Below are 23,328 nucleotides of genomic sequence, written 5' to 3'. Positions count from 1 at the left end.
AGGATAAAAAATCAGCAATTTCACAGGAAAGGGATATTCCCCATATTCTTTACTCTCCTTGCTGTTCCATCAACTCCTTATAGTGCTGTTCATATTCTTCATCAGTAAAACTTTCAGCACAACTTTTGGATCGAGTTAAAATTCGTAGATTCTCTTGAAATAATATTTCCTGTCGGCTCATTTGAGAACCAAAATATTTAGGAGAATAAAATCTATCAATCTCTGTTTGCTTTAAATTTTTATACCCAAGAGAAACGGCCATTTCTGAAAGTAAGTCAAGTCTAAAAGAATTACTACTATCAAAATGAGGTGATTTTTCGTTTAAACTATCTAAATATTCTCTCCATGCATGTCTAACTTTTTTGTTTTCCTGAAATACTACATCTATTGTATTTAAGGCATCAACCCATTCTTTTGTTATTGGGGTTGATTTTCGATCTGCCATTAGTGTAAGGAAGACTCTTAATTGAGCATCTTTTTTTGCTTTTCTATTTTGGTACTTTATTCCTAATACCCAAACAATAATTGGGATAATAGCAACAGCAATAATCTGACCGATGCCGATAATGATTTGTATATATTCTGTTGTACTCATAATGCTAAATTTATGCAAAGGTAGTCTTTTAGATCAAAACCTATTTGTATAATTCGAAAAATTTTATCTTTAATTAAATATCACACAAGCTAACTATGCAAAATAGCAGAATACACTGCTTCAAGATTGACTCTTCTACACACTTTGATAATAATATAATGAGGAATATTCCGTTTCTAATGTGATGGATGTAGAGCATAATGTTACAAATAATGCGATGTTTTGAGGTATAACCGTCTGGTTATCATAATGAAATTAAGGATTGTTTATTTGTAATGTCCGCAATTAGTTTGAAAATGCTTCACTCTGATTCTTGGGAACAATTCAAGATTCAAGATATTGCATCAATAGGACGTGGTAGAGTTATTAGTTCGGTAGAAATTAGCCAACAAGAAAATCCGTTATACCCTGTGTATTCTTCTCAAACATCAAATGACGGAATTATGGGTTATCTTGATGATTTTATGTTTGAAGGTGAATATATCAGTTGGACGACTGACGGTGCAAATGCAGGAACGGTATTTTATCGTAATGGAAAGTTTAATTGCACTAATGTCTGTGGCTTGTTAAAGCTCAAAAAAGGATTTGATGCCCATTTCGTTTCATTAGTCTTAGCAGAAGCAACAAGGATGTATGTCTCAACTAATTTAGCAAACCCGAAACTTATGAATAACACAATGGGAAACATACAAATCCGTCTGCCAAAATTAGAAGAACAAAAAAGAATCTCCGTTGTTTTCAGAAAGTTACATGGACTATTAGAGACACATAATAGTTTGATCATCAAGTATTCAAAGCAGAAACAATATTTGCTCTCGCAGATGTTCATATAAACATTTGCGAGAGTAAGTATCTCTTTTGTTCTTCGTATCTTATCTTTGTTTTTGCTTCAATATCCAATTTGCTGTTTAACGAAGTCATTAGTGAGGCTATTATACTTTGTCTTTCTTTTGAAGGTAGTTCAATTACAAGCGAAGCTATTTCTGAAATATAATGCCTTTTATGTCCTTCCGATTTAAGTTCCCAATATGATAGATATTCAAACATAAATCGAAGATTTACATTCGGTTTTGCTGTGAGTATTTTTATTGCCGAAGACTTTACCTTAAAAGGGAATGATACATATTTTGCATCCATTGTGAAATCGTCAAAGATTATACACTCTCCTTTTTGATATATGCCAAATTTTTCGTCTGTATACCCCAAGATAAAACCTTTATTCGCAGTTAGAACAGGGGTTAAACTTGTGTCGGTAGAGTATTCATCATTAGCTACAATATATGCAGTAGGTTGTTCGTAATCAAGTAGCTGATTGATTTCAAAGCTCTCTGTATATTCATCTTTCAATAAGGAGAACATCTTTTTTCTAATTGCGGACTTTAATTTTTTCAAATCCTCAATGATTTTGTTTTGGGTGGCAATACGCTCATCTATTAGTCGTAACAGTGTAGCTATTTTAGTTTGCTCCGCTTTGGATGGAATACCAACATAACACTCGGAAAAATTCTTTGTGCTGATGGAATAGATTTTTGTTCCCTGTGCTATTCGTCTAATCTGATTATGAAATGCGGATGACGAAAAAGCATATCCTTTGAAGCCGACAATAGTTTTATTTTTATTGTCTCGCCCATGAATTGTGTGTAAACCACAAACAATATCCTTATTATCAAGATTAAACAACTCAATGACTTTAGCAACCTCATTCGTATCTTCCGAAGCATCAGCAAAGGCTACATCTCCCTCTTTACACAATTCAAAGTTTTTAGGCATATTACCTTCTTTGACATTGGGTAGTTTATCTCTTCTCAAATCCACCATAGTAGGAAGCCCAACATGAATGAGTCCATAATGTAAGTTCATCATGGCTTTCTCCCCATATTCAAGTTGTTCCCAACTCAGAGAATTGGTTGAATAGAAATCCAATAGCTCAGACACTTTACATATTTCCCACTCTCCACTAAATTTAGGGAATCTCAAATGGGGAACATTAAGGACTTTATTTTCGTTATTATCTGTCATAATCATTATTCTTTATCGGGATTGATATCAAACGGCAACAATTTGTCGCCATTATTAAACCGGTCGAAATCAGAGATAAACGAACGGTCTTGAATCACTTTATATTTTTCATACTCACCATACGCCTTCTCTCGTGCTTCTTCTTGAGAAACTTTACCAGCTGAATCTTGTACTTGATAGTCCATTGTAGCAAGAAACTGTTCAAGACGCTGCTTCCATTCGGCCATCGTTGTAATGATATGGCGTTGGGCACGCTGCTCTGCAAATTCAAGAAATACGTTAGTTATGCCGTTGAGTTCTGAAACCTCTTTGTCTGACAAGTAGTTCTTTGCCACAATCGTATCAGACTTCTGGACTCTGCCATCGGGAGCTTTCTTCCAAGTGGTCAATCCCATGTGCGGCATTTCCGAGTCGGCACGTTCATATACTATTTCGGCAGCGGTACGATGAGTTACAGCCAAGTGCATCATATTTTGCACCATCTTGAAGAACAATTTGGTACAATCCGATTTCGAATCGTAATCGGCACTGCATTCGGCATAGATGTCTGTTATCTTTTGGTAGTATCTGCGCTCTGATGTGCGTATCTCACGAATACGCTCCAGCAAATCATCAAAATAATCTTTGCCAAAGTGTTTTCCCTGCTTCAAGCGTTCGTCATCAAGGGCATATCCTTTAATAATAAACTCCTTCAATACAGATGTAGCCCAGATACGGAATTGAGTGGCCTGATAGCTATTGACACGATAACCTACCGCAATAATGGCATCCAAATTATAGAACAGAGGTGTACGTTCTACATCCCGTTCTCCCTCTGATTGAACTATCCCAATTTTTCGGATAGTTGCCTCTTTTGTAAGCTCGCCTGTTTCGTAAATCTGACCAAGATGATAGTTGACAGTCCGTACATCCACCCCGAACAAATCGGCCATACGCTTTTGTGACATCCAAAATGTTTCACTGTTGAATATCACTTCTATTCGTGCCTCGCCTTGCGCCGTTTTATACAGCAAAATGTTAGAACTCAACGAATTTTGCATCAATTCGTTTGTCGAAATTGTTCGAGTAAAATAATCGCGAGCTTGTTGTACCAACACTTTTTGGGCATCGGCATTTTCGGCAACAATCATACACGCCATACGCGAAAGACGGAAGATATTGACCTTACGGAATGAGCCGCTTCCAATCCTTACCATATCAACCGCTTGGTTGAAATGGTCGTCTACATTCATTCCTTTTTCACCTGCCACCTTGATAGCCTTGTCTATGACTCTTTGGAATTTCCAATAAGCCGAATAGCCCATAGCAGCGCACAGGTCGCGAGAACTCCAGTATTCGTTTCCGCCCTCATCCTGACGGCGTATATTGTCGAATGATGGACGCATTTCGGGGATGTTGTCTATCTCTGCCATAGTGTAATTATTCAACCAGTCCCAATTCTTTCAAATAGCCTTCTATTTCCTTATCCAGTTCGGCTCGCTTGGCTTCCAATTCCTTTATTTCAGCCATGACTGCTTTGATGTCAATAGGCTCTTCTTCCTCAAAAGTATCGACATAGCGAGGAATATTCAAATTATAGTCATTTTCGGCAACCTCCTGCAACGTAGCAAGATGACTGTACTTTTCAATTTCCTTGCGGTCACGATAGGTTTCTACAATCTTCTGTATATGCTGAGGGCGGAGTTTGTTCTGGGTCTTGACCTTTTCAAACTCTTTGCTGGCATCAATGAACAAGATATTATCGTCTTCCTTACGGCATTTCTTCAATACGAGAATACAGGTCGGAATACTTGTACCATAGAATATATTGGCTGGCAAACCGATAATAGCATCGATATAGTTTTTCTTCTCTATCAGGAAGCGGCGTATAACACCCTCTGCATTCCCTCGAAACAGAACTCCGTGCGGAGCAACGCAAGCCATCGTACCACCTTCATTGAGGTGATGAACCATATGCAGAATAAAAGCATAGTCGGCTGTTTTCTTAGGTGCAAGTCGTCCTGCTTTACTGAAACGGTCGTCGTTGTTGAATTTGTCGGCAGCACTCCATTCGGCAGAGAACGGAGGATTTGCAACCACTGCATCGAACTGCATATCATCGAATGCGTCCCATTCAAGCGTATCGCCATTCTCTATTTTGAAGCTGCTGAATCGGATACCGTGCAGCAACATATTCATTCGGGCAAGGTTGTAAGTAGTCGGATTTTTCTCCTGTCCATAGATATATGCCGCCTTACCGATACTTGCTGCACGGAGCAATAGTGAACCACTACCGCAAGTAGGGTCGTAAACATTACGCAAACGGTTATGCCCAAGAGTAACAATCTCCGCCAATATGCGGCTGACCTCTTGCGGAGTATAGAACTCACCGGCTTTCTTGCCTGCGCCGGCTGCAAACTGGCTAATCATATATTCGTAAGCATCGCCCAAAATATCAATTTCTTGCGAGGCCTCTACACCAAAGTCAATATCGTCCAATGCAAGAAGCACATTGCTGACGAGCGTGTTTTTATCATCTGCTGTTTTTCCCAATTTAGGCGAAGCCAAATCAATGTCCGAGAACAATCCGCCAAAATCCTCTTCACTATCCTGTCCCAAAGTGCTGTCTTCTATACGCTTCAACGAGCGTTCCAACATAGGAAGAACATTTTCTTTCCGCTTGATAGCCTCAATTACGGACGAAAACAAGAACTTCGGTTCAATGAAGTAGCCTATATTTTCCAAGCACTGGTTCTTAACCTCTTCCTGCAATTCCGGTGCATCCGAATCGGTCATTTCCCATAATTCCTTGAATGTAACTTCATCATCATCCAACGCACTGTTAGCGTATGTTTCTATCTTCTCCGACAGGTATTTGTAGAAAATGAATCCCAAGGTAAAATACATAAAATCGCTTGCCGACATATTGCCACGCAAACGGTTTGCGACCTCCCAAAGCTGGTCACGGAGTTTCTGTTGCAGTTCTTCGCTCATATCTTTATTGCTCTATATTATCTTGTTTACATCACTTTCCGGCAATGGTATATTGCTCTCTATTATACTTCTCAGGTCATCTAGCACTTTCCCTTTATATGAGAAATATTTTGCCCCTTGATATGCACCCGATGTATTCCGTTTCTCTTCCGGCATAAACGTACCGACAAAAGGGGACAATTTATAAATACGACCTTCGTATTCAACGGAATCATCGCTTGCCACCTTGACTTCCGTATCCGTAGGAATAAAGGTAACGCATTCCCCTATTTTAATACCGACCATGCTGAATTTGAAACGACCTCGCTTTACGGTTCGCTTCTGCACGACAGGCAATGAATCTTTTTCGTTATGGCAAACCGGTTTATTATCTACATAGACCGTAACAACCGCATCATCAATCATCTTGGCTATGTCATTGAATATATCCAAAGCTATTTGTGGCGGCACATTGAAAAACTCCCGATTCTGACGAATACGCAAATCCGTCAACCGATCAATAGTCTTGTGTACATGCTTTTCAACATCGTTATATTTGACCGTCTGAATGGTTGCATAAATCTCAAAAGGCAACGGAACAGCCGTGTTGTCAAGTTCCTTGGAACGTATATCTACAGGCCGCGCACTTTTACCGATCTTGACCCAATCCTCACGAAAACTTGGATTAGTCAAGATATACACATATCCGGGTTCATTTGTCTTTACCATATCAGTATTTCTTTTAATCCCAACTGAAAGTGCGTATGATATTACGCAATCTGTCTAAAATCCTCGTCAACGCCTTTCTCGTCTTTATCAATCCGAGATGCTTCTCTTTCAATGCTTTTTGTATGATTTCCGGCTGCTCTTTTTGCAGGTAGTCATATTCTTTGAGGAAGTGATTCAATACCGATGACGATATTTCCTCTTCCTCAGCCAATGAGTTGACGGCATTTTCTCGCTCAACGGCAATATAGTGGTTCAACCGTTCTTCCAAATCGCTTGTACCGTCAGCTTTGTCTCGCTGAATCATGAAGTTTTCCTTATCGTCATCCACATTCTTTTGAATGAAACCATCGATAAGTTTGGCTTTGCTGCGCATTTCTGCGTCTTTAATCATCGTATCAATGATATTCTGACGGCGTTCTGCGTAATCGGCACTATATGGGTCAAGTTCTGCAATGAGTTCAAGGATATATGCCACATTGATAATGTCGCTATGTAGGAGTTCAAGGCAGAAATCCACATCACCGAAGTCTCCGTCATCCGGAACATCTGTATCATCATCCGGTTTGGGTGACGGTGCTGGATCAACGAGTGCAAAAGTATCATGGATATCAAGATACTTACTCCTGAAATCCATAAACTGCTGTTCCGTCATGCCGAGATCATCAGCTTCTTCGCTATAATCCTCATATATTTGAATCTCTGCGTGTTTACGGATAATATCACGAAATGCCAAAACAAACTCTTTCTTAGCCGTTTCGCTCTGCAAAAGGTCTATGCAGTTTGTGTCCGGGTATTTCTTCAGAAAATCGGATGCAAGTTCCTTGTATTCCTGTTTGATTTCTTCAAACGGAGGTCGCACTATTTCTTCCGGATTGTTGCTGTTACTGAATAATTTGATAGCAGCATCCACATTGCTCTTCAAATCACGGAAACATACAATCTTTCCGAAGCGTTTCTTTTCGTTCAGCACACGGTTCGTCCGGCTAAATGCCTGCAACAAGCCGTGGTATTCCATGTTCTTATCTACATAGAGCGTATTAAGTTTCTTGCTGTCAAAACCGGTAAGGAACATTCCGACAACAAGGCAAAGATCAAGCGGCTTCATATCGGCTCGCTTCTTTTTCATGCGCAGGTTGATGTCATCGTAATATGCACGGAAGTTCTCAGTCGTAAACGATGTGCCGAACATTTCGTTATAGTCATCCATGATGGCTTGCAGCTCATCGACTTCGCCTGCACTGTCATTCAGATAAGAACCTGTACCCATTCCTGTCAGTTCATCATCCTGACTTCCATTGGCTGCATAGGTAAATACTGCACCTATACGAATCTTAGGATTCAGTTCCTTGAATATCTTGTAATAACGGATAAGCATCGGCACTGACTGCACGGCAAACAGCGCATCGAACTCTCCGTCAAATGTTGACTTATTGAAATTATTAAGGATGAATTGGGCTATTTCCGTCATGCGATTGGTACTGCCGTTCTGCACCTCCTCACTGCCATGATAGTATTCCACAAGAAAACCGAGAACATTCTCATCAGCAATGGCATCCTTAATCAGATAGCGATGCAGGCAGTTGCCGAACACCTCTTTGGTCGTATGACCATCAACTGCATTCTCTGTAAATATTGGAGTTCCGGTAAATCCGAATATCTGGGCATTATCGAAGAATTGCATAATCTTCTTATGACTCTCCCCGAAATGGCTACGATGGCACTCATCGAATATCATCACGATACGAGAATGGCGTATCGAATCTATTTTGCTGCTATACCATGTCTTGCTTACGGCTGCATTGAGTTTCTGAATAGTGGTAATGATAATCTTGGAGTTGCTATGCAGACGTTTTACCAACTCGTCCGTATTGTCCGTACCGTCAACGGCTCCCGGTTCAAAGGCTTCATATTCCGACTGTGTTTGTGTATCAAGGTCATGGCGGTCGACAACGAACATTACCTTATCTACATCATCTAACTCCGAAACGAGTTGCGCAGTTTTGAATGAAGTCAAAGTCTTTCCTGCCCCTGTTGTATGCCAAATATAACCGTTATCATTGGAGTTCTGCACTCGATCCAATATCTTTTCTACTGCATAGAACTGGTATGGGCGCAACACCATCAAGCATTTATCACCTTCATGTAATACGATGTACTTTCCGATAATCTTACCGAGCGTACACTTTTCCAAGAAAAACACAGCAAACTTATCCAGTTCATTGAATGGCAGGTTTGCCGCATCCGTCCAGTTGAATGTAAATTTATATCCGCCATTGGGATTATTGGCGAAATAACGAGTGTTCACACCATTGGAGATGACAAACAACTGAATATAATCGAACAACCCATGAAAGGATGTCTTATGATAGCGTTGAATCTGATTGTATGCCTGTTTGAGTTCTACTCCCCGACGTTTCAATTCAATCTGAACTAAAGGGAGACCATTGATAAGAATCGTCACATCATAGCGACACTTCTTTCGTCCCTCCACCGTAATTTGGCTCGAAACCTGAAATTCGTTCTGACACCATTGGGTACGATTAAGAAACTCTACCCAAATGCGCTGTCCGTTAGCCGTATCAAGAGGATATAGGTCGCGAAGCTTCTTTGCTTTTTCAAAGCGAGTACCACCTTCCAGATAGATTAATATCTTCTCGAACTCTTCATCCGTAAATGAGTTACGGCCAACTTCCGCCAGTTGTTTCTTGTTGTGAATTTCCAACTGCCGCTTGAAATTGGCATAAAGATTATCTTCTTCGGTAATCTGAACATACTCGTAGTCCATTTGCCGAAGTGTGGCTATCAGTCCGGCTTCCAACGCCGCTTCGCTCTGTATTGACATATTCTTGCGCCCTGTTATGGTGTTATTACTTATCTATTCCGGCTTGCAGTATTCTGATACCTAATGCATTTTCTATCTTGCACAAGGTTTCTAATGACAGATTCTCGCGACCTTTCAACACCTTGGAGACATATTGCTGAGTGCAATTCATCTTCTCGGCCAACGCTCGTTGTGTCATACCAAGTTCCTCCATTCGGTTTGACATAGTTGCAGCGATAGCTTGCGAATGACACATCCACTTTTCGTCTTTATTCTCCTCCGTTCCTTCAACCAATCCTAAAACCGTGTCTATCTGTTTTTCAGCCATTGTATACATCAAAAAATACCTTTGCCTTACTCTGTAGGCAAAGGTAGTATAAATAATCGAGATGACACAACTTTCAGGTTGTTGATTGATTTTTTTTGAGCAAAGAATATTCCTATTTAATTGCTGTTATCCTTAAATCATATCTACGGCTACCAGCATCAAGAGCAACATCATACTCTTTCAGTCCTTTTTCAACTGCAATCAGATGTAATTCATCCTTATCCTTTGGGATTATATCTGGACCATAATAAATTGCATTCAAACATCCGACATCTGGAATTGATGCATAATTATTCTCATCCTCTAAGTTATAATACAGCATTCTCCATTCATGTTCATGTTCGTATTCTTTTTGGTCCTTATAAAGATAAGATCGATACCAATATAATTGATTGACTGATATCATGGAAGACAAAAAGTTCAACCAATTTTTATCTCCAACTTGCTTAAAATACTCGTAAGTATGAATATTTCCCTCATCCAATGTAACGTCAGGTCTTAATTCAGTATAAATCACAGGAAAGAGATTTACATCCATTCCCAATGAGTTATATTTAAAAATACATTTTCTAAGATCGTATTCTAATGCAAATCCCTTATACCCATCAGCATATCTATCCCACATATATTTTGACTGTACACTTTCTGTAAAACATGCTATTTTTGCACTATTTCTCGGATTTCTAAAACGCGACTCTTGCTTTTTTATCGCAGACCCAATGTTGTTACAAAAATCCATATATTCATCTGTCAATATTTTATCTATAATTTGTTCATCCGTATATCCACACTCTCTGTAGTAACATATTTGCGTTGCCTTTTCTGCCCTTATATCAGAGGATTTCTGGGTTATATGCGACAATGTTATGCGCAATGCATCCTTTAATGCCTTTTTTAAATCTTCGCGAATTTTGTCTTGATCTATATATAAATATGAATCATACTTATCCGGAAACATTCCTGCATGGCATAATGAAATAGTTCCGGATTTTAATGATTCAATAGTATAACCTTTATCGTCTATTTTACGATATCTAAAAAGTTTTTCTGGAATATTAGGAAGTATCAATTTGTAAATATTACTCCATACATCTGAAGTTGCAGCTTTATCTATATTGAACGGAATATAGGATTGCTCTATAATTTCCTGAAATTGTTTTCTAAAATCTAGCATCTTTAAGTCGTGAATTGTTATATCCTTTTATTTCATTAACTCAATAACATCTTCTGGCAACATTGCATTCCCAGCATCATCTTTCGGAGCACTCTTAAGAAACAGCACCGGAACGATGGTGTAGTTCTTGATAAATAGTAACAAATTAGCTTTACGGAGAAGTTCGCCTGTCAGTTGTTTGCCATTCTCTTGGGTTGTCCATTTGCATTCGTCAACCAGCAGATACTTTTTATCGAGCGATTCTGCCATCACATCAAATTCAACTTGTTCCGGCTTTTTGTCCTCATTGAGAAATGGGTAGCGCCTTGGTTATCGGCATTATGAAGTAACTCATACACAAAATGTGCTTTGTCTTTATAAAGATTCTGGGCGATTTCCAATGCTCCACGATACATAGGATTCTTGAAGATTGTCCAAGCCTCCCGACCTTGTTTACTGAGTACCTTGAAATATAATTCCTCCTCCTGATTCATAACTGCTCCTTGATTTTTCTGATGACGTCTTCCACCTCTTCGGTCATTATTGCACCATTTTCATGATCGCAAGTCGTGAAAAGATTTTCTCCGAGGGTATAACCTATTTCCTCGTAGAATTTTAGTTTACGCTCCCATGAAGCCTTGTATTCCGGAACGACAAGCATTCCCAGATGTTCCCAGATGATTCTATCACCCCATGGGGTTTCAAAGGAAAAGTCGGGAATGCATCGGTGGCCATTTTCTTCCAGTAGTTGCTCGTACTCAAATTCCACCCCAGCATTTACCAATTGGTTTACAATTACAACTTCTGACTTGCTACGCACAAACAGACCTTTCTTGGCTGTTCCATGAATCAGGCCCTCAACATAAGGAATATTAAGACGTTCGGCTCGAACGGAATAGTCAAATAGATTGGTATTTCGTCGCGCGAGCACTGAGGCTTGTGGTTTAGTAAATTCTCTCAACCAACCAATAGAATCTTGAACAAGCAGGACTACACGCTTCTTTGCTCTGGTAAGAGCTGTATATATCAACTCACGACTTAAAATGCGGCCGGTTTTGGGCAATACCACAAAAACCGTATCAAAATCGCTGCCCTGACTTTTATGGATTGTAATAGCGTATGCAAGCTCAATAGCAGCATCCTGGTCTTCCCCTTTATCTCCCCTGAAGCCGAAGGTTTCATGAGGTATGCCAACATACATAACATTGATATGTCCTTTATTTATAGACTTAACAAAGCCTATCTGGCCATTGGAGAGAGGATATTTTTCTTTTGATGGATAGGATTCTCGTAATATATTTTGAAGTTGAATGACTTTATCATTCTTATATATCTTCTGGGTTCCGATTTCCTGATAATCCCCTTTGCGATTGATATTATTTCCAACCCATGACTGAAGATAGGAATTCAGTTGATATGTACCCCATGCGGGATTTATTACTGGAGCAAGAATCTGAAGATTTTCGAGCGCTGCCGGATCTGACTCAAGCGATTTTAAGTCGTCAATACCTATTTTTTGCTTCAAGGATTCTGGCAGTTCGACATCGGAACAAGCGAGTTCCTTGCAAATTGCATCCCTAAGGATTTGAGGCAGATCCTTTTCATCGTTCCAGTAATAAACTGAAAGATCGCCTTTGAGATTCTTGCTTTCGATTTTCCAAAATATTTCATCGGCAAATTTCTCCGGTTTGTTTCCACTGAACCAAGAGGCCAAAGTCAAGACATCTGAATCTCCACTGGCTATTGTGCGCACAACGGTGCGGAGATAGGTAATGGCAGATTTCAGATTGGCGTCCGCGTCATCACAATTAAGATAATGGCATAAATCCGAGAAAGCCCTGCCCGGACCTATCGGAGGTAGCTGATAGGGGTCTCCGATAAGTATTATTCGGTTTATGAACTTCAGGTCAAGCGACATAATAAGCGCATGAAACGTGTCGGTAGTTAGCATCGAACATTCATCAATGATTATATTCTTAGCACGTGAGTATTTGCGCGAGTCTTCAGTTAGACGCGGTTTCATGTTTTCAAAATCGAAGGCGCCGAGACTGGCAAGAAACTGAGCTACGGTTTTTGAACTCACATTTTCGGCCATATTACTGAGCCTTACTCTCGCCTTTCCAGTGGGAGCCAGCAGCAGAACGCCTTCTGCTTTTATCTTGTCAGAACAGAGAAAGGATCTCACTACGGTAGTCTTACCGGTACCTGCGCCTCCCGTGAGAACTGAAAGGCGCTTTTTGTCCATCATTTCAAGAGCTTTGGCCTGCTGCTCAGTAGCCTGTTGACTGCGCTCGTTTGTAGGATCATAATTCTTGTCTGACATAGCGAGGGATAGCCAGTCCTCACCGGTAGGCTTCTTAACATCTCTCTTTGCTCTTTCTCGTAGCACTTTCCGAAGAAACTCCTCCATTTGATAATATTCCTTGAGTTGGATAGCAGTAGGGTTCTCATCAGGAACATAATCGAAGGATACTTCAAAAAACTGGCGATGTGTGAGAAGTATGTTTTTCGGGAGGCGAGCTTTGTCTTCTTCCGTCATTATGTCGCGCAGATAGTCCTCCATCTCTTTTATTGACACAAGGGTATCACCATCTGTTAGAACGGAATAAAGCCTTTCAACGACTAATGATCTAAGGCGTCGAGTATCCAAAATGGACTCCGCTGCGAACGGAGGCACTGGAACATTATCACCCTGAATTGTTGGGTCGGGGAAGGCTCCAAGATCAATTGTACGCGTTGAAACTTTCTCTATAAAATTCCGAGCGCACCATTCGCTGATGAGGTATGGATTGCTTAGTATATCAGACTCTACATCATCTATAAAATGCTCAATAACATCGGATTCAAGTTCAAATCTGGATAAAGTGATAAGACGCTCACGTACATTACTTGTTTGGCCCTCCCAACTTATTCGATACGTAGGAAGAGACGAGTTGTAAACAGCACTATCAACTTTGATTTCCTTATTTAGCAACTTTTCAAAATGCCCCCAGGGATTGTCTTTCGGTCCACATCCTTTTTTTCGCAGGTCGCTTTCAATCAGATTGCCATAATCTATTCCCAGCGCTTTAAGTGCTGAAGCGAATGAAGGGAAGGGAGTGATTTGTTTCTTGACATGCTCAATACGGGCATCAATCCACCTGAGTTGACATTGCCATCCCTCGATTGAGCCAGCCAAGCCATGTCGAATTACTGCCTCCAACGAACGCCGAGCAGCTTCAAGAATCAATAGCATTGAATGATTGCTTATAAAATCACAACCATATGATAGTTCATCAAATATCTTTCCGCTACTGTCAAATTTATCCAGCGATAATTTGATCTCATCAAGAGCCTGTATCTTTGACAGACCCTTCCCTTGGAATATATTCTCATCCAACTCCAGATATTCTTTATAGGGGAGAATGAAGCCGCGAGATTCTTTCAGGTCTGGGCGAATGGAATGAGAGAACATTATCTCCCATAAGGGATATGTATAATCGGCAGTTGTTTCGTAGTCTTGAACACCACAATTTTTTACTATATCCCCCATTCCCACAATCATTCGTAAACCTTCATCGTCAATCGGATTGCCTTTCTTACAATAAAAGACGCATATCGATTCCTCGGTTATCTCTGAGCTGAACCATTTAAGCACATCATACAATCGCTCAGGATTATAAACCCAAGCCGAACCGAAAGGTGCACTTTCGGCAGGGCGAAATTCAGGATGCTCCTTGCTAAGGTCTTTCTGTGCATCCATATTCAAGTAACGGAATGGTATTCCAAGAGCTGAATAAGCTGGTATCATTACTTTTGTAGGTAATAACTTAGAATGTGGATTGTCTGAATTCCAAGCATATATGTGAATAAATTCACGCTCATAAGCCTTGTAATTCATGAATCCCCCATTCTCTCCAGCACAAGCAGGACGTTCTTTTGTAGTTAATTTAGACCAGTCGATTCCACACGACAACTGCTCACAATCTACTTTTGAGTTGACAATATTAGGTAGTTGTTTACAGAATGTATTACAACGAGGATTTGCACATACATGCGAATTCCAACCATTGTCGTGCCAAGGTACTCGAACAGATATATGTTTCATTTTTTTAATCTTTTTACAATGTTAAATTATTGTTATGCAAAATCATTATTACAATTATAAACTCATCTAACTGAAACTACTCCATCTTACATCGCTCATCCAACACTCCGGCAAACATATCCATCTCTCTCTTGGAAATCCCCAATCGTGTTGCCAATTCTCGCCATCCTTTTATAGCTTCAGTTACCTCAACAACAATCTTTTCTGCTGTTGTACGGTTTAGCATATAGTCTTCGCAAGCATCCAGCAAAATACCCAGTTCTGCCTTATTGGAGGTTGATGAGACAAGCAGACTCTGATACTCATTCAAAGTAGGGTTCATGTCATATGCAGGAGAAAGCGTCCAACCTTTTGCAGTCAAAAGAAAACCATGATTACGGAAATGATCATCGCTATTACCAATGCAGATATTGAAAGCCACACGGCGATAGAGTTCCTGCAGATTCTCTTCCACATTCGTGCAGTTCTGGATTATGAAATCGACTATATCCAGATAACCATGCCCTGTAGTTGCATTGTCACCGTCATTGAGTCCCAATAAAGTCATTGCAGAAGCAAAGTGAATCCGTTTCCCCTCTTGGGTTCTGTCGAAGCGTTGAGAAAGCAACGTGTGATATTTCTTTCCTGTTGCCAGCACTTTGGTCTTTGCGGCATTTATACCGGCTTTTGCAGCAAGAAGGTGACTGAAATGCTCCCAAAGTCCGGCATCATAATCATCCTTGCGAGAAGGGAACTTGGCTATATAAAGCGTTTTATCCGTGTCTATCACACTGGCTTTAGGTCTTGCACCTCCCAATGAAGAACCGGGCTGCACGAGTTGGGCAACCCATTTCCTGTCAGGCAGGACATTCCCCTCTTCACTTTTCTCAATTTCCGCACTGGCCGCAATCAACTCCCTTATATCCGCCAGAGGTGGGATTTTCAACAACTCACTTACATTTATAAATCCTCCGTCTTTTAACTCCTTGAAACGGAAAGCACCCATTCGGGAAAAGTCATCGATACCAGTCAAAAAATCGAAAGAAGATAGTCTCCGTACCGGTCGCCCCTCTTCCATCGCAGCAATCTGCTCACGTCGCAACAACAGCGTTCGTCCCCAACGATCCGGCAAAGCATCCGAGAAACATCCGAATATATCTTTCTCCGGTTGCGTATATTGCTGTCCCGGATAATTATTGAGGTCATCACTCAGAAATAAATCTCCGTGTTTCTTCAGCCATTCATCGCTGAAGGTAAAGCAATAGCTGTCCGAGCCACGAAGAGATTCATAGCCTAACTCGCCAACGAGTTCTGTCTCGTTGAGCCAGTCAAAATCGGCATAAACATATAACATCTTCATCGTTTACTCCTTTTTTGAGGCACGTTCCCTTGTCTTCAAACTCAAATCCTGCAAGGCTTTTCCCAATTTATCTTCTTTGGCTAGCCACAGAATATCATCGTCCAGTTGCAGAGCATAGAGCACTCGCAAATAAATTCCGATTGCCACAGTCGGCGCACCTTTCTCTATTCGGGACACAGTCAACGGAGAACAGGTGGCACGTTCTGCCACCTGAGCTACGCTCAAATTCCTGCGCAAGCGAGCCAGTTTAATCTGCTCTCCCACAACTGACATTTTCTGCTCCAACTTTCGGGGCAACTTGGTTCCCATTGTATTCTTTGTCATATTAACTCATCATATAATATGCAAAGATACTACTTTATATCTATTTAATGATGTATTGCGGACGCAAAAATCACAAATTCAAAAGATACGACTATTAAATACTGATTTTGCTACCAAAATAGAGATTTCAAAGAAGCAGACTTCTACCTTTATCTATGATTATTTCCAAGATAAAAGCCAGCTTCTTCAATTTAAGCATCACTCGATGGGCTTCACCAATTCTTCATCCTGCCATTCCGCAAGAGAAACAATCGCATTGTATTGCTCCAAAGTCAAATCCGATTCACTATCGTCTGAGCATTCGTATTCCCACGGCAGTTCGTAAACAGTACCTTCTTCCTGATAACCCATATAGTTATGGTACGTATTAGGAATTAACCGCACATAATCTTCTTCGCGCAGAATCCTCAAAAGTTTCTCGGCATCACGAATCAATAATGGCACTCCGACCTTATATAGAGCAGTGGCAACCTCAATGGCCAGCTCGACATTTGCCGAGTAGCTATTAGAAACAACTATCATCCAACCCTGCTGTGGCACCTTCGATGCAATGATGTTCAAGCGCGAAAACCCCAACTCGCCATAGTGGTCTGTTGCAAACCGTATAAAATCCTCCGGGCTGTCAATGTCATAGAGTTTATCTACATCTACGAATTTCACTCGTTTGTAATAGACTACATCTCGCAGTTCTTCCGGGATATTCGGTTGTTCTTCGTAGAGACGGTTTCCAATACTTCGCTTCCGGTAGTATGCCTCATAAGCCTCGTTAGCGATACGATAATATGTGCAATATTGCCGAATGGTCATAGTCTTCAGATGAAGTGCGGAATGTTCCTTCGCAGAATCCTCCAAAGCCTTTATCGCTGTTTCCCGATCTTCCACATTAATCTTAAAGCTCGGAGCTATCCTATTGAGTTCCTTTCGTGCAATCCGCCCAATCCGTTGCTGGCACGGCAGATTGTGCGCCACATAGTCGTTGAACCCATCAGGATTTGCAACAATAACATCAACCAGCCTCTGCAAATAGCAGAAAAGTCGGGCAAGGGAATCCTGATACCATCCGTCATCTGATTCTCCGTCGGCACAAGAGGAGCGATTTGTTATGACGAAATGCGCATGTTTTCGGTCTGTAATGCGAATCGACCGGAACTCTTCGTATTTATAAGAGGTAACATGAAACCACTGCGTTTCCGTTGGATTGAACGCAAGCCAGTCCGCAAGGAAGGCTTCTTTGCTTTGATACTCTCCCGAAGCAATCAGTTCCTCGACATCACCCCATTCCTCTGGAGTGGGTCGCGGTACCACAATGTAGAAGCCACGGTATTCATCATCCCCCATTACGGTAAGTTGCTCGAACTGATGCTGAATTTCAACTAGACGTTCCAGCATATTGCCGCTAACTGTGATTTCACAATGACGCATTTCACCCATTGCTTCTATATGCGAAGCGTTCAAGCCAACCTCATTTGCCAAATCAATAAAGAGTTTTCTATCTATTATTCTTTCATCCATTGCTTAATGCTCATTAAATTTCAACATGCTTTTTCGGATCAAACCCATTCACAATGTGCTCATTCGCAAAAATATATCCCATCTGATTACAGATTACTTTTGTACTACCAATCTCTGTGTCTATATTGGTATGTGAATGTCCATAAATCCAAATATCTATCCGACTGTTGGCAATCCAATCACCATATTCGCTAGCAAATGCACTATTCAGTACGGAGTTCTTGTGCTGTGGATCAATCACCTCCAAAGTAGGCAAATGATGAGTAACCACCACAATATGACCAGCCGTGCTCTCTTCGACACTTTTCCGGATAAAATCAATACAGGTCTCATGCATCCGATTGAATTCCTCTACCTGTAGCAATTTTCCGTCAAATTTGATTTGGCGAAAGTCATTCATACCTTTCCACACGAAATACTCGTCATTCGGGTTAATCCGTGACCATAGCGTACTCAGGACAAAATCGGTATCATCGATACGGATTACCTGATTCTGATAGAACCCTACATTCTCACGGAACATCCACTTCCATTGTAGCCCTCGTTCCATCACGTCCGAATAATTATAGTATTCGTGATTGCCGGGAACAATCAGAACCTGCCTGTAATTATCCGAAGCCCATTTCCAGAATTTCATCATAGGAGCTATTCTATCCCTAAGATAGAATATATCTCCAGCCAAAACCAGCACGTCACCGGTAACAGGTAATTCATTATGCTTTAAATATCTGCTGTTCTCCCTGAACTCCAGATGTAAATCGCTCATGTATTGTATCTTCATTGCTCTTTCATTTTTAATTGTTCAACTTGTTTTTCAATAATTATCTTCATCTGTGCAAATGAAACCGGCATAAAGTTGTTGTTATCAACACCTACGTCATATTGTGTAGGATAGAGATACTGAAGCCGGGCTGCATCAATTCCAGTGTTATTCTTCCTCGTATGCACATGGCCGAACAGTTGCCATACATCTTTATAGCCGCCATCAAAGCACAGAAACGGATAGTGATTCAAATATATCTTCTGTTTATCCACTTCTATATGCATCTGCATGGTCACATGCTCAAACCTATCGACATACCCCTGCCTCAAGTTCTTTAAATCATGGTTGCCGAGAATCAGATATATCTTGCCATTCAATCTATCAAGAATTTTAGTCCATTCAGCTGAACCGCCCAGACAGAAATCACCCAAGTGAAAAACAGTATCATCCAAGCCAACTGTATTATTCCAATTGGAGATAATCGTTTCATTCATCATTTCCACATCCTCAAAAGGTCTGTTGCAGAAACGAATGATATTTCCGTGATAAAAGTGGGTATCAGATGTAAAAAATACCTTACTGCCATCAAATTTATAATTCATTTCTTCTCAATTTATGTGCATCGCTGCACGTTAATAATCTGTTTGTCAATCACCCATCAGACGGAAATGACAGAAAAGCATCGTAAGATAACTGTCACAAATGGGTATAAAAACAAAATAGTTGGAAAGTTCGGTAAAGACTCTCCAACTATTCAGTTTATATTTTCAATCAGGGGTAGAATAAACTACACCATGCTATGTTCTTCGTTGGAAAGTATTTATAATACAAGGTTCAATGCCAAAGACATGAACACACAGTACAGATTCAGGGCGTTTGTTACCCCAAATTGTGACCTTCGATAATATGTTCATGCTATTTCTTTGCATTGTTAGTTTTTATATCGTTTCAAACTCAGCGCAAAATTAGCAAATAAATTCCATATCACACATCGCTTTCTGAGAAAATCCACGTAACCTTTTGCCTATATGCCGCATAATAAAAACTGAACCTATGCAATTAATACACAGATTCAGTTCCTTATCATTTAGCTCACTCCATTGATTCCCGAATAATCCGCCGAGTCTCTTTCTTATACTCCTTGCGGTCATATTCGAATCCCCTGCACATCCAACAGCTACACGGAGTACCTGTTGTTTTGTAAACTTGTGCCCATTTCTCTTTTGCCAATTCAAACCAACGGGGATGCTCATAATAGCTTCCATCCTCACGAATGATGCAATGACCATAAGCGGCATAAAGAATCATGCGAGCCTTAAACACACGAGCCATTTGTTGGCGTCTCCAAAATTTGTTTCTTTTGTCCATCGTCTCTTTCTATTAAAGTTAGGATGAACGATGATGTTACTTTGGTGAGACTTAATATATCCATAGAATTATACTTTTAATAATCAAATTATTGCAGCTGTATATCATTCTTAATCTTCCATCTGATTAGAGAGAATCTTCATCATCCTCTTCCTCAAAACCTTCTGATGCATTTGCTATCAGTGCCTTCCCTATTTCCAATTGTAGGTATTTCGGAAGACGAAGCAGTTTTGCCATAAGATGGCTATAAGTGAACTCTACTTTAGTGTCGAGTATTGGTTCTTCTTCTATGCTCGTATCAATTTTCTTAACAGCATCAGCATCTTTAATAAAGTCGGAAAAGTCTGGCTTCTCCATCCAATTTTCTATCATACCGTCATGTTTGATTCTTAAACGGATATAATCCCCACAATCATCCGCCTCCGGAATTAAGCCATTAGGTACATAATCGGTAATTTTACATATTACCTTTTTATCTTTATCAAGCAAGAAATAGGTTCCGCTATCACATACCTTAGCTTGAAGATATAAAGTTCCATATTCTGGTTTCCAATCAAGAAGTTTATGAACTTTCAAGTCAATTATGCCAGACCACATCCCTTTAGAAACCAAAGGATACTTGTTTTCATATAGCTCACCAAGCCAATCATCTGTATAGCTACACATTTCCTCATTGTATGGGAAGTATATCACCAGATAGTGAGCCACCTCATTCAAATTCTGTTCTTCAATTCCAACTAATATCTGTTTTGCCATAATCAAAATTTTTAAATAGTAGTCAACAGACTCACATCAACATCAGGAATGATAACGTCCGCAAGCCTGTCTTCGACAAGGAATCCCATATACAACGGAATGGTGAGTATATCTCCCTCACGTCCTACATTATATTGCCCCAACTTGATTGCATTCTTGACATGATACACATCCTTATTTTTAAGAATGGTAGCCATACTTTTTGCCTTACCGGTCTTAGCCTTGACTTCAAGGATGACGCATTCGCCTTTGAACCTTACCAAGAAGTCCAGTTCAAGCCCACTGTCCTTATGGAAATAGTATAGCTTCTGTCCGGACTTACACAGGAAATCCGCCATGAGGTTCTCAAAGATAGCTCCCTTATATCCAAGAAGATTCCCCTTCAATATATCAGCCTGAGTGCCATAGTCGAGCATTGCTACAAGGACACCTATGTCAGTAGTGTACACTTTGAAACAATCTTTGATGGAATTGCCCTCCAACGGCAGTTCCGTAATCTGCGTGTTATAGCACCTACGGACTATTCCGGCATCCTCCAACCATTGAATGCTACCGATGTATTGAGAAGACCTTCCTCCCTTTTTGACTATGGAATATTGGAATTTCTTATTCTCCTTGGCTAATTGCTTCGGAATGGATTCAAAACATTCACGGATATTAGATTTGTCCGCATCATCTGCATATTTAACCATATCCTCTTCGTATCCGGCAATAAGATTACGCTGCTTCTTATATATGAGTTCGATATTCTTGGTTTCAAGGAAGCAATTCACCACTTCCGGCAGCCCTCCTACAATAACATATCTGTATAGCAGCTCCATCATTGCCTTGTGAATCCCATCGGGAACAGCCTTTTCGTTCTCAAAACATGATTTGACAGAATCGATAACAGCCTCACCGATTCCGTTTGCCCATAGAAATTCCTCAAAATCCAATGGGTACATATCAATTACGGTTTCATATCCGACAGGAACAGAATCTTGCCCGACATCCTCTTTCTTTTTCTTGCTTTGACCATAGCCTTTCACTCCTAAAAGAGAACCTGTGGCAATAACATCAAAACGTCCGTCTATATAAAATGACTTCAAGGCTGTCCTTGCTTCCTTACATTCCTGAATCTCGTCAAGGATAATGCAGGTTTTCCCTTCAATGAACCGACTGCCTTGAATCAAAGCAGAGAGGTTGAGAATGATGGTATCGACATCTATATTGCCAGTAAAGGCAGACTTCTTGTCAGGTTCAAGAATGAAGTTCATATAGACCACACTTTCATAATTCTCCCTTGCGAATTTCTGGACAATATATGCCTTCCCGCACTGGCGAATACCTTTTATCACAAGGGGCTTTCTGCCCTCGGCCTCTTTCCAATTAGCTAAATATGTTTCTATTTTCCTTTTAAGCATAACGCAATCTTATTCTTTCCGCTACAAAATTACACTTTTTCGAGCGAATAAACCAAGGTTAAATACATTTTTTCAAGCGAATAAATCGAATTTAGTTACACTTTTTCCAACGAATCATCCCTATTACACAACATTTTTTCAAGCGAATCACAGCATAAATTATCGAAACCAACTTTACTTTATCTCCGTATTCATATATACGTTCATTAAAGTAAAGCTAACAAAGGGGAGAAAAAGAGATAGCTTCGCCCAAACCAAGCCGAACCAGACCTATAGACTTTCTCTTTTGGCTGCAAAATATGAGCAATCTAAGTATGAAGATTGAGCAAAATACAACTCCAAGCAAAGCAATACTCACCTCCTACCAGGTCACAAGAAAACAACCCGGAAATCTGTGAATCTGTCTTCCATTTTGCAGCCTGAACCGGCGAAATAATCCCCGATATACCTTATCTTTGCGAAGCGGAGGTTTCGAGGCGAAAGAGAGCGATTTTCCCCATTTTCCCTCTGTTTTGAGACTGGCAACGAAGAAAAGTGTTAAATCTTCGATTTTTGACGAAAAAACAAGTAATTTTTTGAGCAGTCTATCTTTTAAGCCATAAACTACTGATAATCAATTAGCATAATATGCTGCATCGGCAAGATTGGTAGGTTTGACTGCGACACCTATTCCCGAAACAATGGCTTTTTTCAATAACAATCGCATTGTCAACTATACATTAGAAAAGAGTATCGTTGATGGTGTGAATGTGGATTGTCGGGTATATAGAATAAAAACCCAAGTCACGGAAACGGGTGGGGCTATATTAGAGGGTGAGAAATTTAAAGAAGAAACAAGATATACAGGTGAGGTCAAGACTGTAAGTAGTAAGGAAACCAAAAACTACACAAATAAAGAACTTAATCGGAGTGTTATTAATCCGGCACAGATAAAGTTAATCCTTTCGACCTATCGGGATGTGGTTTATACAGAATTGTTTAATGACCCGCAACGTAAGCCGAATATGGACTATTTGCCCAAAACCTTGATATTTGCTCTCAATGAAGCTCACGCTACAAATATCGTACAGATAGCTAAAGAGGTGTTCGGACGGAATGACGACCGCTTTGTTCAGAAAATTACTTATTCGGCAGGCGACAGTAACGAACTGATACGCCAATTCCGTAACGACAAGGATT

19 protein-coding genes and 2 pseudogenes are annotated in these 23,328 nt (G+C 40.3%); 2 read left to right on the top strand and 19 right to left on the bottom strand.

The window, feature by feature from the left end:
• Positions 1 to 49 precede the first annotated feature (49 nt).
• Complete coding sequence (locus KTR07_RS00105) at positions 50 to 595, bottom strand: DUF6680 family protein (protein ID WP_032591968.1); 546 nt, start codon at positions 593 to 595, stop codon at positions 50 to 52.
• 275 nt (positions 596 to 870) lie between these two features.
• On the opposite strand from KTR07_RS00105, the gene KTR07_RS00100 reads away from it, so the two are divergent.
• Positions 871 to 1,428 (top strand): restriction endonuclease subunit S, encoded by a 558-nt coding sequence (locus KTR07_RS00100; protein WP_229055239.1) that lies wholly within the window; start codon positions 871 to 873, stop codon positions 1,426 to 1,428.
• Here the strand turns inward: KTR07_RS00100 and KTR07_RS00095 are convergent.
• The 18 genes and pseudogenes from KTR07_RS00095 to KTR07_RS00010 all read right to left on the bottom strand — a co-directional run bounded on the left by KTR07_RS00095 (position 1,421) and on the right by KTR07_RS00010 (position 22,149).
• Positions 1,421 to 2,614, bottom strand: coding sequence for a restriction endonuclease subunit S (locus tag KTR07_RS00095; protein WP_172769918.1), 1,194 nt, complete (start codon positions 2,612 to 2,614; stop codon positions 1,421 to 1,423). The two genes, KTR07_RS00100 and KTR07_RS00095, sit on opposite strands and share 8 nt — an antisense overlap.
• A 5-nt stretch (positions 2,615 to 2,619) precedes the next feature.
• Positions 2,620 to 4,026 carry a RhuM family protein gene (rhuM, locus tag KTR07_RS00090; RefSeq protein ID WP_032577709.1) on the bottom strand — a complete coding sequence of 469 codons (1,407 nt, stop codon included), beginning with the start codon at positions 4,024 to 4,026 and terminating at the stop codon, positions 2,620 to 2,622.
• A 7-nt stretch (positions 4,027 to 4,033) separates the two neighbouring features.
• The gene (locus KTR07_RS00085; protein ID WP_032577711.1) at positions 4,034 to 5,587 is read right to left on the bottom strand and encodes a type I restriction-modification system subunit M; all 1,554 of its coding nucleotides are present in this window, start codon (positions 5,585 to 5,587) and stop codon (positions 4,034 to 4,036) included.
• A 12-nt stretch (positions 5,588 to 5,599) separates the two neighbouring features.
• Entirely contained in the window at positions 5,600 to 6,295 is a 696-nt protein-coding gene (locus KTR07_RS00080) for a GIY-YIG nuclease family protein (RefSeq protein WP_032577712.1), read from the bottom strand.
• Between the two features lie 13 nt (positions 6,296 to 6,308).
• A complete protein-coding gene (locus KTR07_RS00075; RefSeq protein WP_032577714.1) occupies positions 6,309 to 9,137 on the bottom strand; it encodes a type I restriction endonuclease subunit R in 2,829 nt (942 codons plus the stop codon).
• Between the two features lie 25 nt (positions 9,138 to 9,162).
• A complete protein-coding gene (locus KTR07_RS00070; protein ID WP_032577722.1) occupies positions 9,163 to 9,444 on the bottom strand; it encodes a helix-turn-helix domain-containing protein in 282 nt (93 codons plus the stop codon).
• Between the two features lie 112 nt (positions 9,445 to 9,556).
• A complete protein-coding gene (locus KTR07_RS00065) occupies positions 9,557 to 10,618 on the bottom strand; it encodes a DUF2971 domain-containing protein (RefSeq protein ID WP_032591964.1) in 1,062 nt (353 codons plus the stop codon).
• Positions 10,619 to 10,645: 27 nt separating this feature from the next.
• Positions 10,646 to 10,909, bottom strand: a pseudogene (locus KTR07_RS00060) (ATP-binding protein); the annotation flags it as partial.
• Positions 10,867 to 11,091: a hypothetical protein gene (locus KTR07_RS00055; RefSeq protein ID WP_032575778.1), complete on the bottom strand. Its 225-nt coding sequence runs from the start codon at positions 11,089 to 11,091 to the stop codon at positions 10,867 to 10,869. The gene KTR07_RS00055 and the pseudogene KTR07_RS00060, both read right to left, overlap by 43 nt.
• Positions 11,088 to 14,684: an ATP-dependent RecD-like DNA helicase gene (locus KTR07_RS00050; protein ID WP_080767452.1), complete on the bottom strand. Its 3,597-nt coding sequence runs from the start codon at positions 14,682 to 14,684 to the stop codon at positions 11,088 to 11,090. The genes KTR07_RS00055 and KTR07_RS00050 overlap by 4 nt, the downstream gene beginning before the upstream one ends.
• A gap of 76 nt (positions 14,685 to 14,760) precedes the next feature.
• Entirely contained in the window at positions 14,761 to 16,023 is a 1,263-nt protein-coding gene (locus tag KTR07_RS00045; protein ID WP_021862425.1) for a type II toxin-antitoxin system HipA family toxin, read from the bottom strand.
• Between the two features lie 3 nt (positions 16,024 to 16,026).
• Positions 16,027 to 16,347: a helix-turn-helix domain-containing protein gene (locus tag KTR07_RS00040; protein ID WP_021862424.1), complete on the bottom strand. Its 321-nt coding sequence runs from the start codon at positions 16,345 to 16,347 to the stop codon at positions 16,027 to 16,029.
• Positions 16,348 to 16,545: 198 nt separating this feature from the next.
• A complete protein-coding gene (locus tag KTR07_RS00035; protein ID WP_021862423.1) occupies positions 16,546 to 17,859 on the bottom strand; it encodes a hypothetical protein in 1,314 nt (437 codons plus the stop codon).
• A gap of 13 nt (positions 17,860 to 17,872) precedes the next feature.
• Positions 17,873 to 18,640, bottom strand: a complete 768-nt coding sequence (locus KTR07_RS00030) for a metallophosphoesterase (protein WP_024987109.1) — start codon at positions 18,638 to 18,640, stop codon at positions 17,873 to 17,875.
• Positions 18,637 to 19,224 (bottom strand): metallophosphoesterase, encoded by a 588-nt coding sequence (locus KTR07_RS00025; RefSeq protein WP_021862421.1) that lies wholly within the window; start codon positions 19,222 to 19,224, stop codon positions 18,637 to 18,639. The genes KTR07_RS00030 and KTR07_RS00025 overlap by 4 nt, the downstream gene beginning before the upstream one ends.
• 490 nt (positions 19,225 to 19,714) lie before the next feature.
• Positions 19,715 to 19,990 (bottom strand): hypothetical protein, encoded by a 276-nt coding sequence (locus tag KTR07_RS00020; RefSeq protein WP_021862420.1) that lies wholly within the window; start codon positions 19,988 to 19,990, stop codon positions 19,715 to 19,717.
• Between the two features lie 126 nt (positions 19,991 to 20,116).
• Positions 20,117 to 20,746 carry a hypothetical protein gene (locus KTR07_RS00015; RefSeq protein ID WP_021862419.1) on the bottom strand — a complete coding sequence of 210 codons (630 nt, stop codon included), beginning with the start codon at positions 20,744 to 20,746 and terminating at the stop codon, positions 20,117 to 20,119.
• Between the two features lie 11 nt (positions 20,747 to 20,757).
• Entirely contained in the window at positions 20,758 to 22,149 is a 1,392-nt protein-coding gene (locus KTR07_RS00010) for an ATP-binding protein (RefSeq protein ID WP_032575773.1), read from the bottom strand.
• Between the two features lie 626 nt (positions 22,150 to 22,775).
• On the opposite strand from KTR07_RS00010, the pseudogene KTR07_RS00005 reads away from it, so the two are divergent.
• Positions 22,776 to 23,328: pseudogene (locus tag KTR07_RS00005) on the top strand (DEAD/DEAH box helicase); the annotation flags it as partial.

Source organism: Bacteroides sp. MSK.20.82 (genome assembly GCF_019052485.1).
In the GTDB taxonomy this organism is placed as follows: domain Bacteria; phylum Bacteroidota; class Bacteroidia; order Bacteroidales; family Bacteroidaceae; genus Bacteroides; species Bacteroides thetaiotaomicron.
This window is presented reverse-complemented; position numbering and strand designations above follow the sequence as displayed.

Bases quoted from the DNA above. Each gene is read 5' to 3' on its own strand.
- KTR07_RS00025 (WP_021862421.1), bottom strand. From the start codon at position 19,224: ATGAATTATAAATTTGATGGCAGTAAGGTATTTTTTACATCTGATACC.
- KTR07_RS00045 (WP_021862425.1), bottom strand. From the start codon at position 16,023: ATGAAGATGTTATATGTTTATGCCGATTTTGACTGGCTCAACGAGACA.
- KTR07_RS00065 (WP_032591964.1), bottom strand. From the start codon at position 10,618: ATGCTAGATTTTAGAAAACAATTTCAGGAAATTATAGAGCAATCCTAT.
- KTR07_RS00035 (WP_021862423.1), bottom strand. From the start codon at position 17,859: ATGGATGAAAGAATAATAGATAGAAAACTCTTTATTGATTTGGCAAAT.
- KTR07_RS00105 (WP_032591968.1), bottom strand. From the start codon at position 595: ATGAGTACAACAGAATATATACAAATCATTATCGGCATCGGTCAGATT.
- KTR07_RS00010 (WP_032575773.1), bottom strand. From the start codon at position 22,149: ATGCTTAAAAGGAAAATAGAAACATATTTAGCTAATTGGAAAGAGGCC.
- KTR07_RS00080 (WP_032577712.1), bottom strand. From the start codon at position 6,295: ATGGTAAAGACAAATGAACCCGGATATGTGTATATCTTGACTAATCCA.
- KTR07_RS00015 (WP_021862419.1), bottom strand. From the start codon at position 20,746: ATGGCAAAACAGATATTAGTTGGAATTGAAGAACAGAATTTGAATGAG.
- KTR07_RS00100 (WP_229055239.1), top strand. From the start codon at position 871: ATGTCCGCAATTAGTTTGAAAATGCTTCACTCTGATTCTTGGGAACAA.
- rhuM (WP_032577709.1), bottom strand. From the start codon at position 4,026: ATGGCAGAGATAGACAACATCCCCGAAATGCGTCCATCATTCGACAAT.
- KTR07_RS00040 (WP_021862424.1), bottom strand. From the start codon at position 16,347: ATGACAAAGAATACAATGGGAACCAAGTTGCCCCGAAAGTTGGAGCAG.
- KTR07_RS00085 (WP_032577711.1), bottom strand. From the start codon at position 5,587: ATGAGCGAAGAACTGCAACAGAAACTCCGTGACCAGCTTTGGGAGGTC.
- KTR07_RS00075 (WP_032577714.1), bottom strand. From the start codon at position 9,137: ATGTCAATACAGAGCGAAGCGGCGTTGGAAGCCGGACTGATAGCCACA.
- KTR07_RS00020 (WP_021862420.1), bottom strand. From the start codon at position 19,990: ATGGACAAAAGAAACAAATTTTGGAGACGCCAACAAATGGCTCGTGTG.
- KTR07_RS00050 (WP_080767452.1), bottom strand. From the start codon at position 14,684: ATGAAACATATATCTGTTCGAGTACCTTGGCACGACAATGGTTGGAAT.
- KTR07_RS00070 (WP_032577722.1), bottom strand. From the start codon at position 9,444: ATGGCTGAAAAACAGATAGACACGGTTTTAGGATTGGTTGAAGGAACG.
- KTR07_RS00030 (WP_024987109.1), bottom strand. From the start codon at position 18,640: ATGAAGATACAATACATGAGCGATTTACATCTGGAGTTCAGGGAGAAC.
- KTR07_RS00055 (WP_032575778.1), bottom strand. From the start codon at position 11,091: ATGAATCAGGAGGAGGAATTATATTTCAAGGTACTCAGTAAACAAGGT.
- KTR07_RS00095 (WP_172769918.1), bottom strand. From the start codon at position 2,614: ATGACAGATAATAACGAAAATAAAGTCCTTAATGTTCCCCATTTGAGA.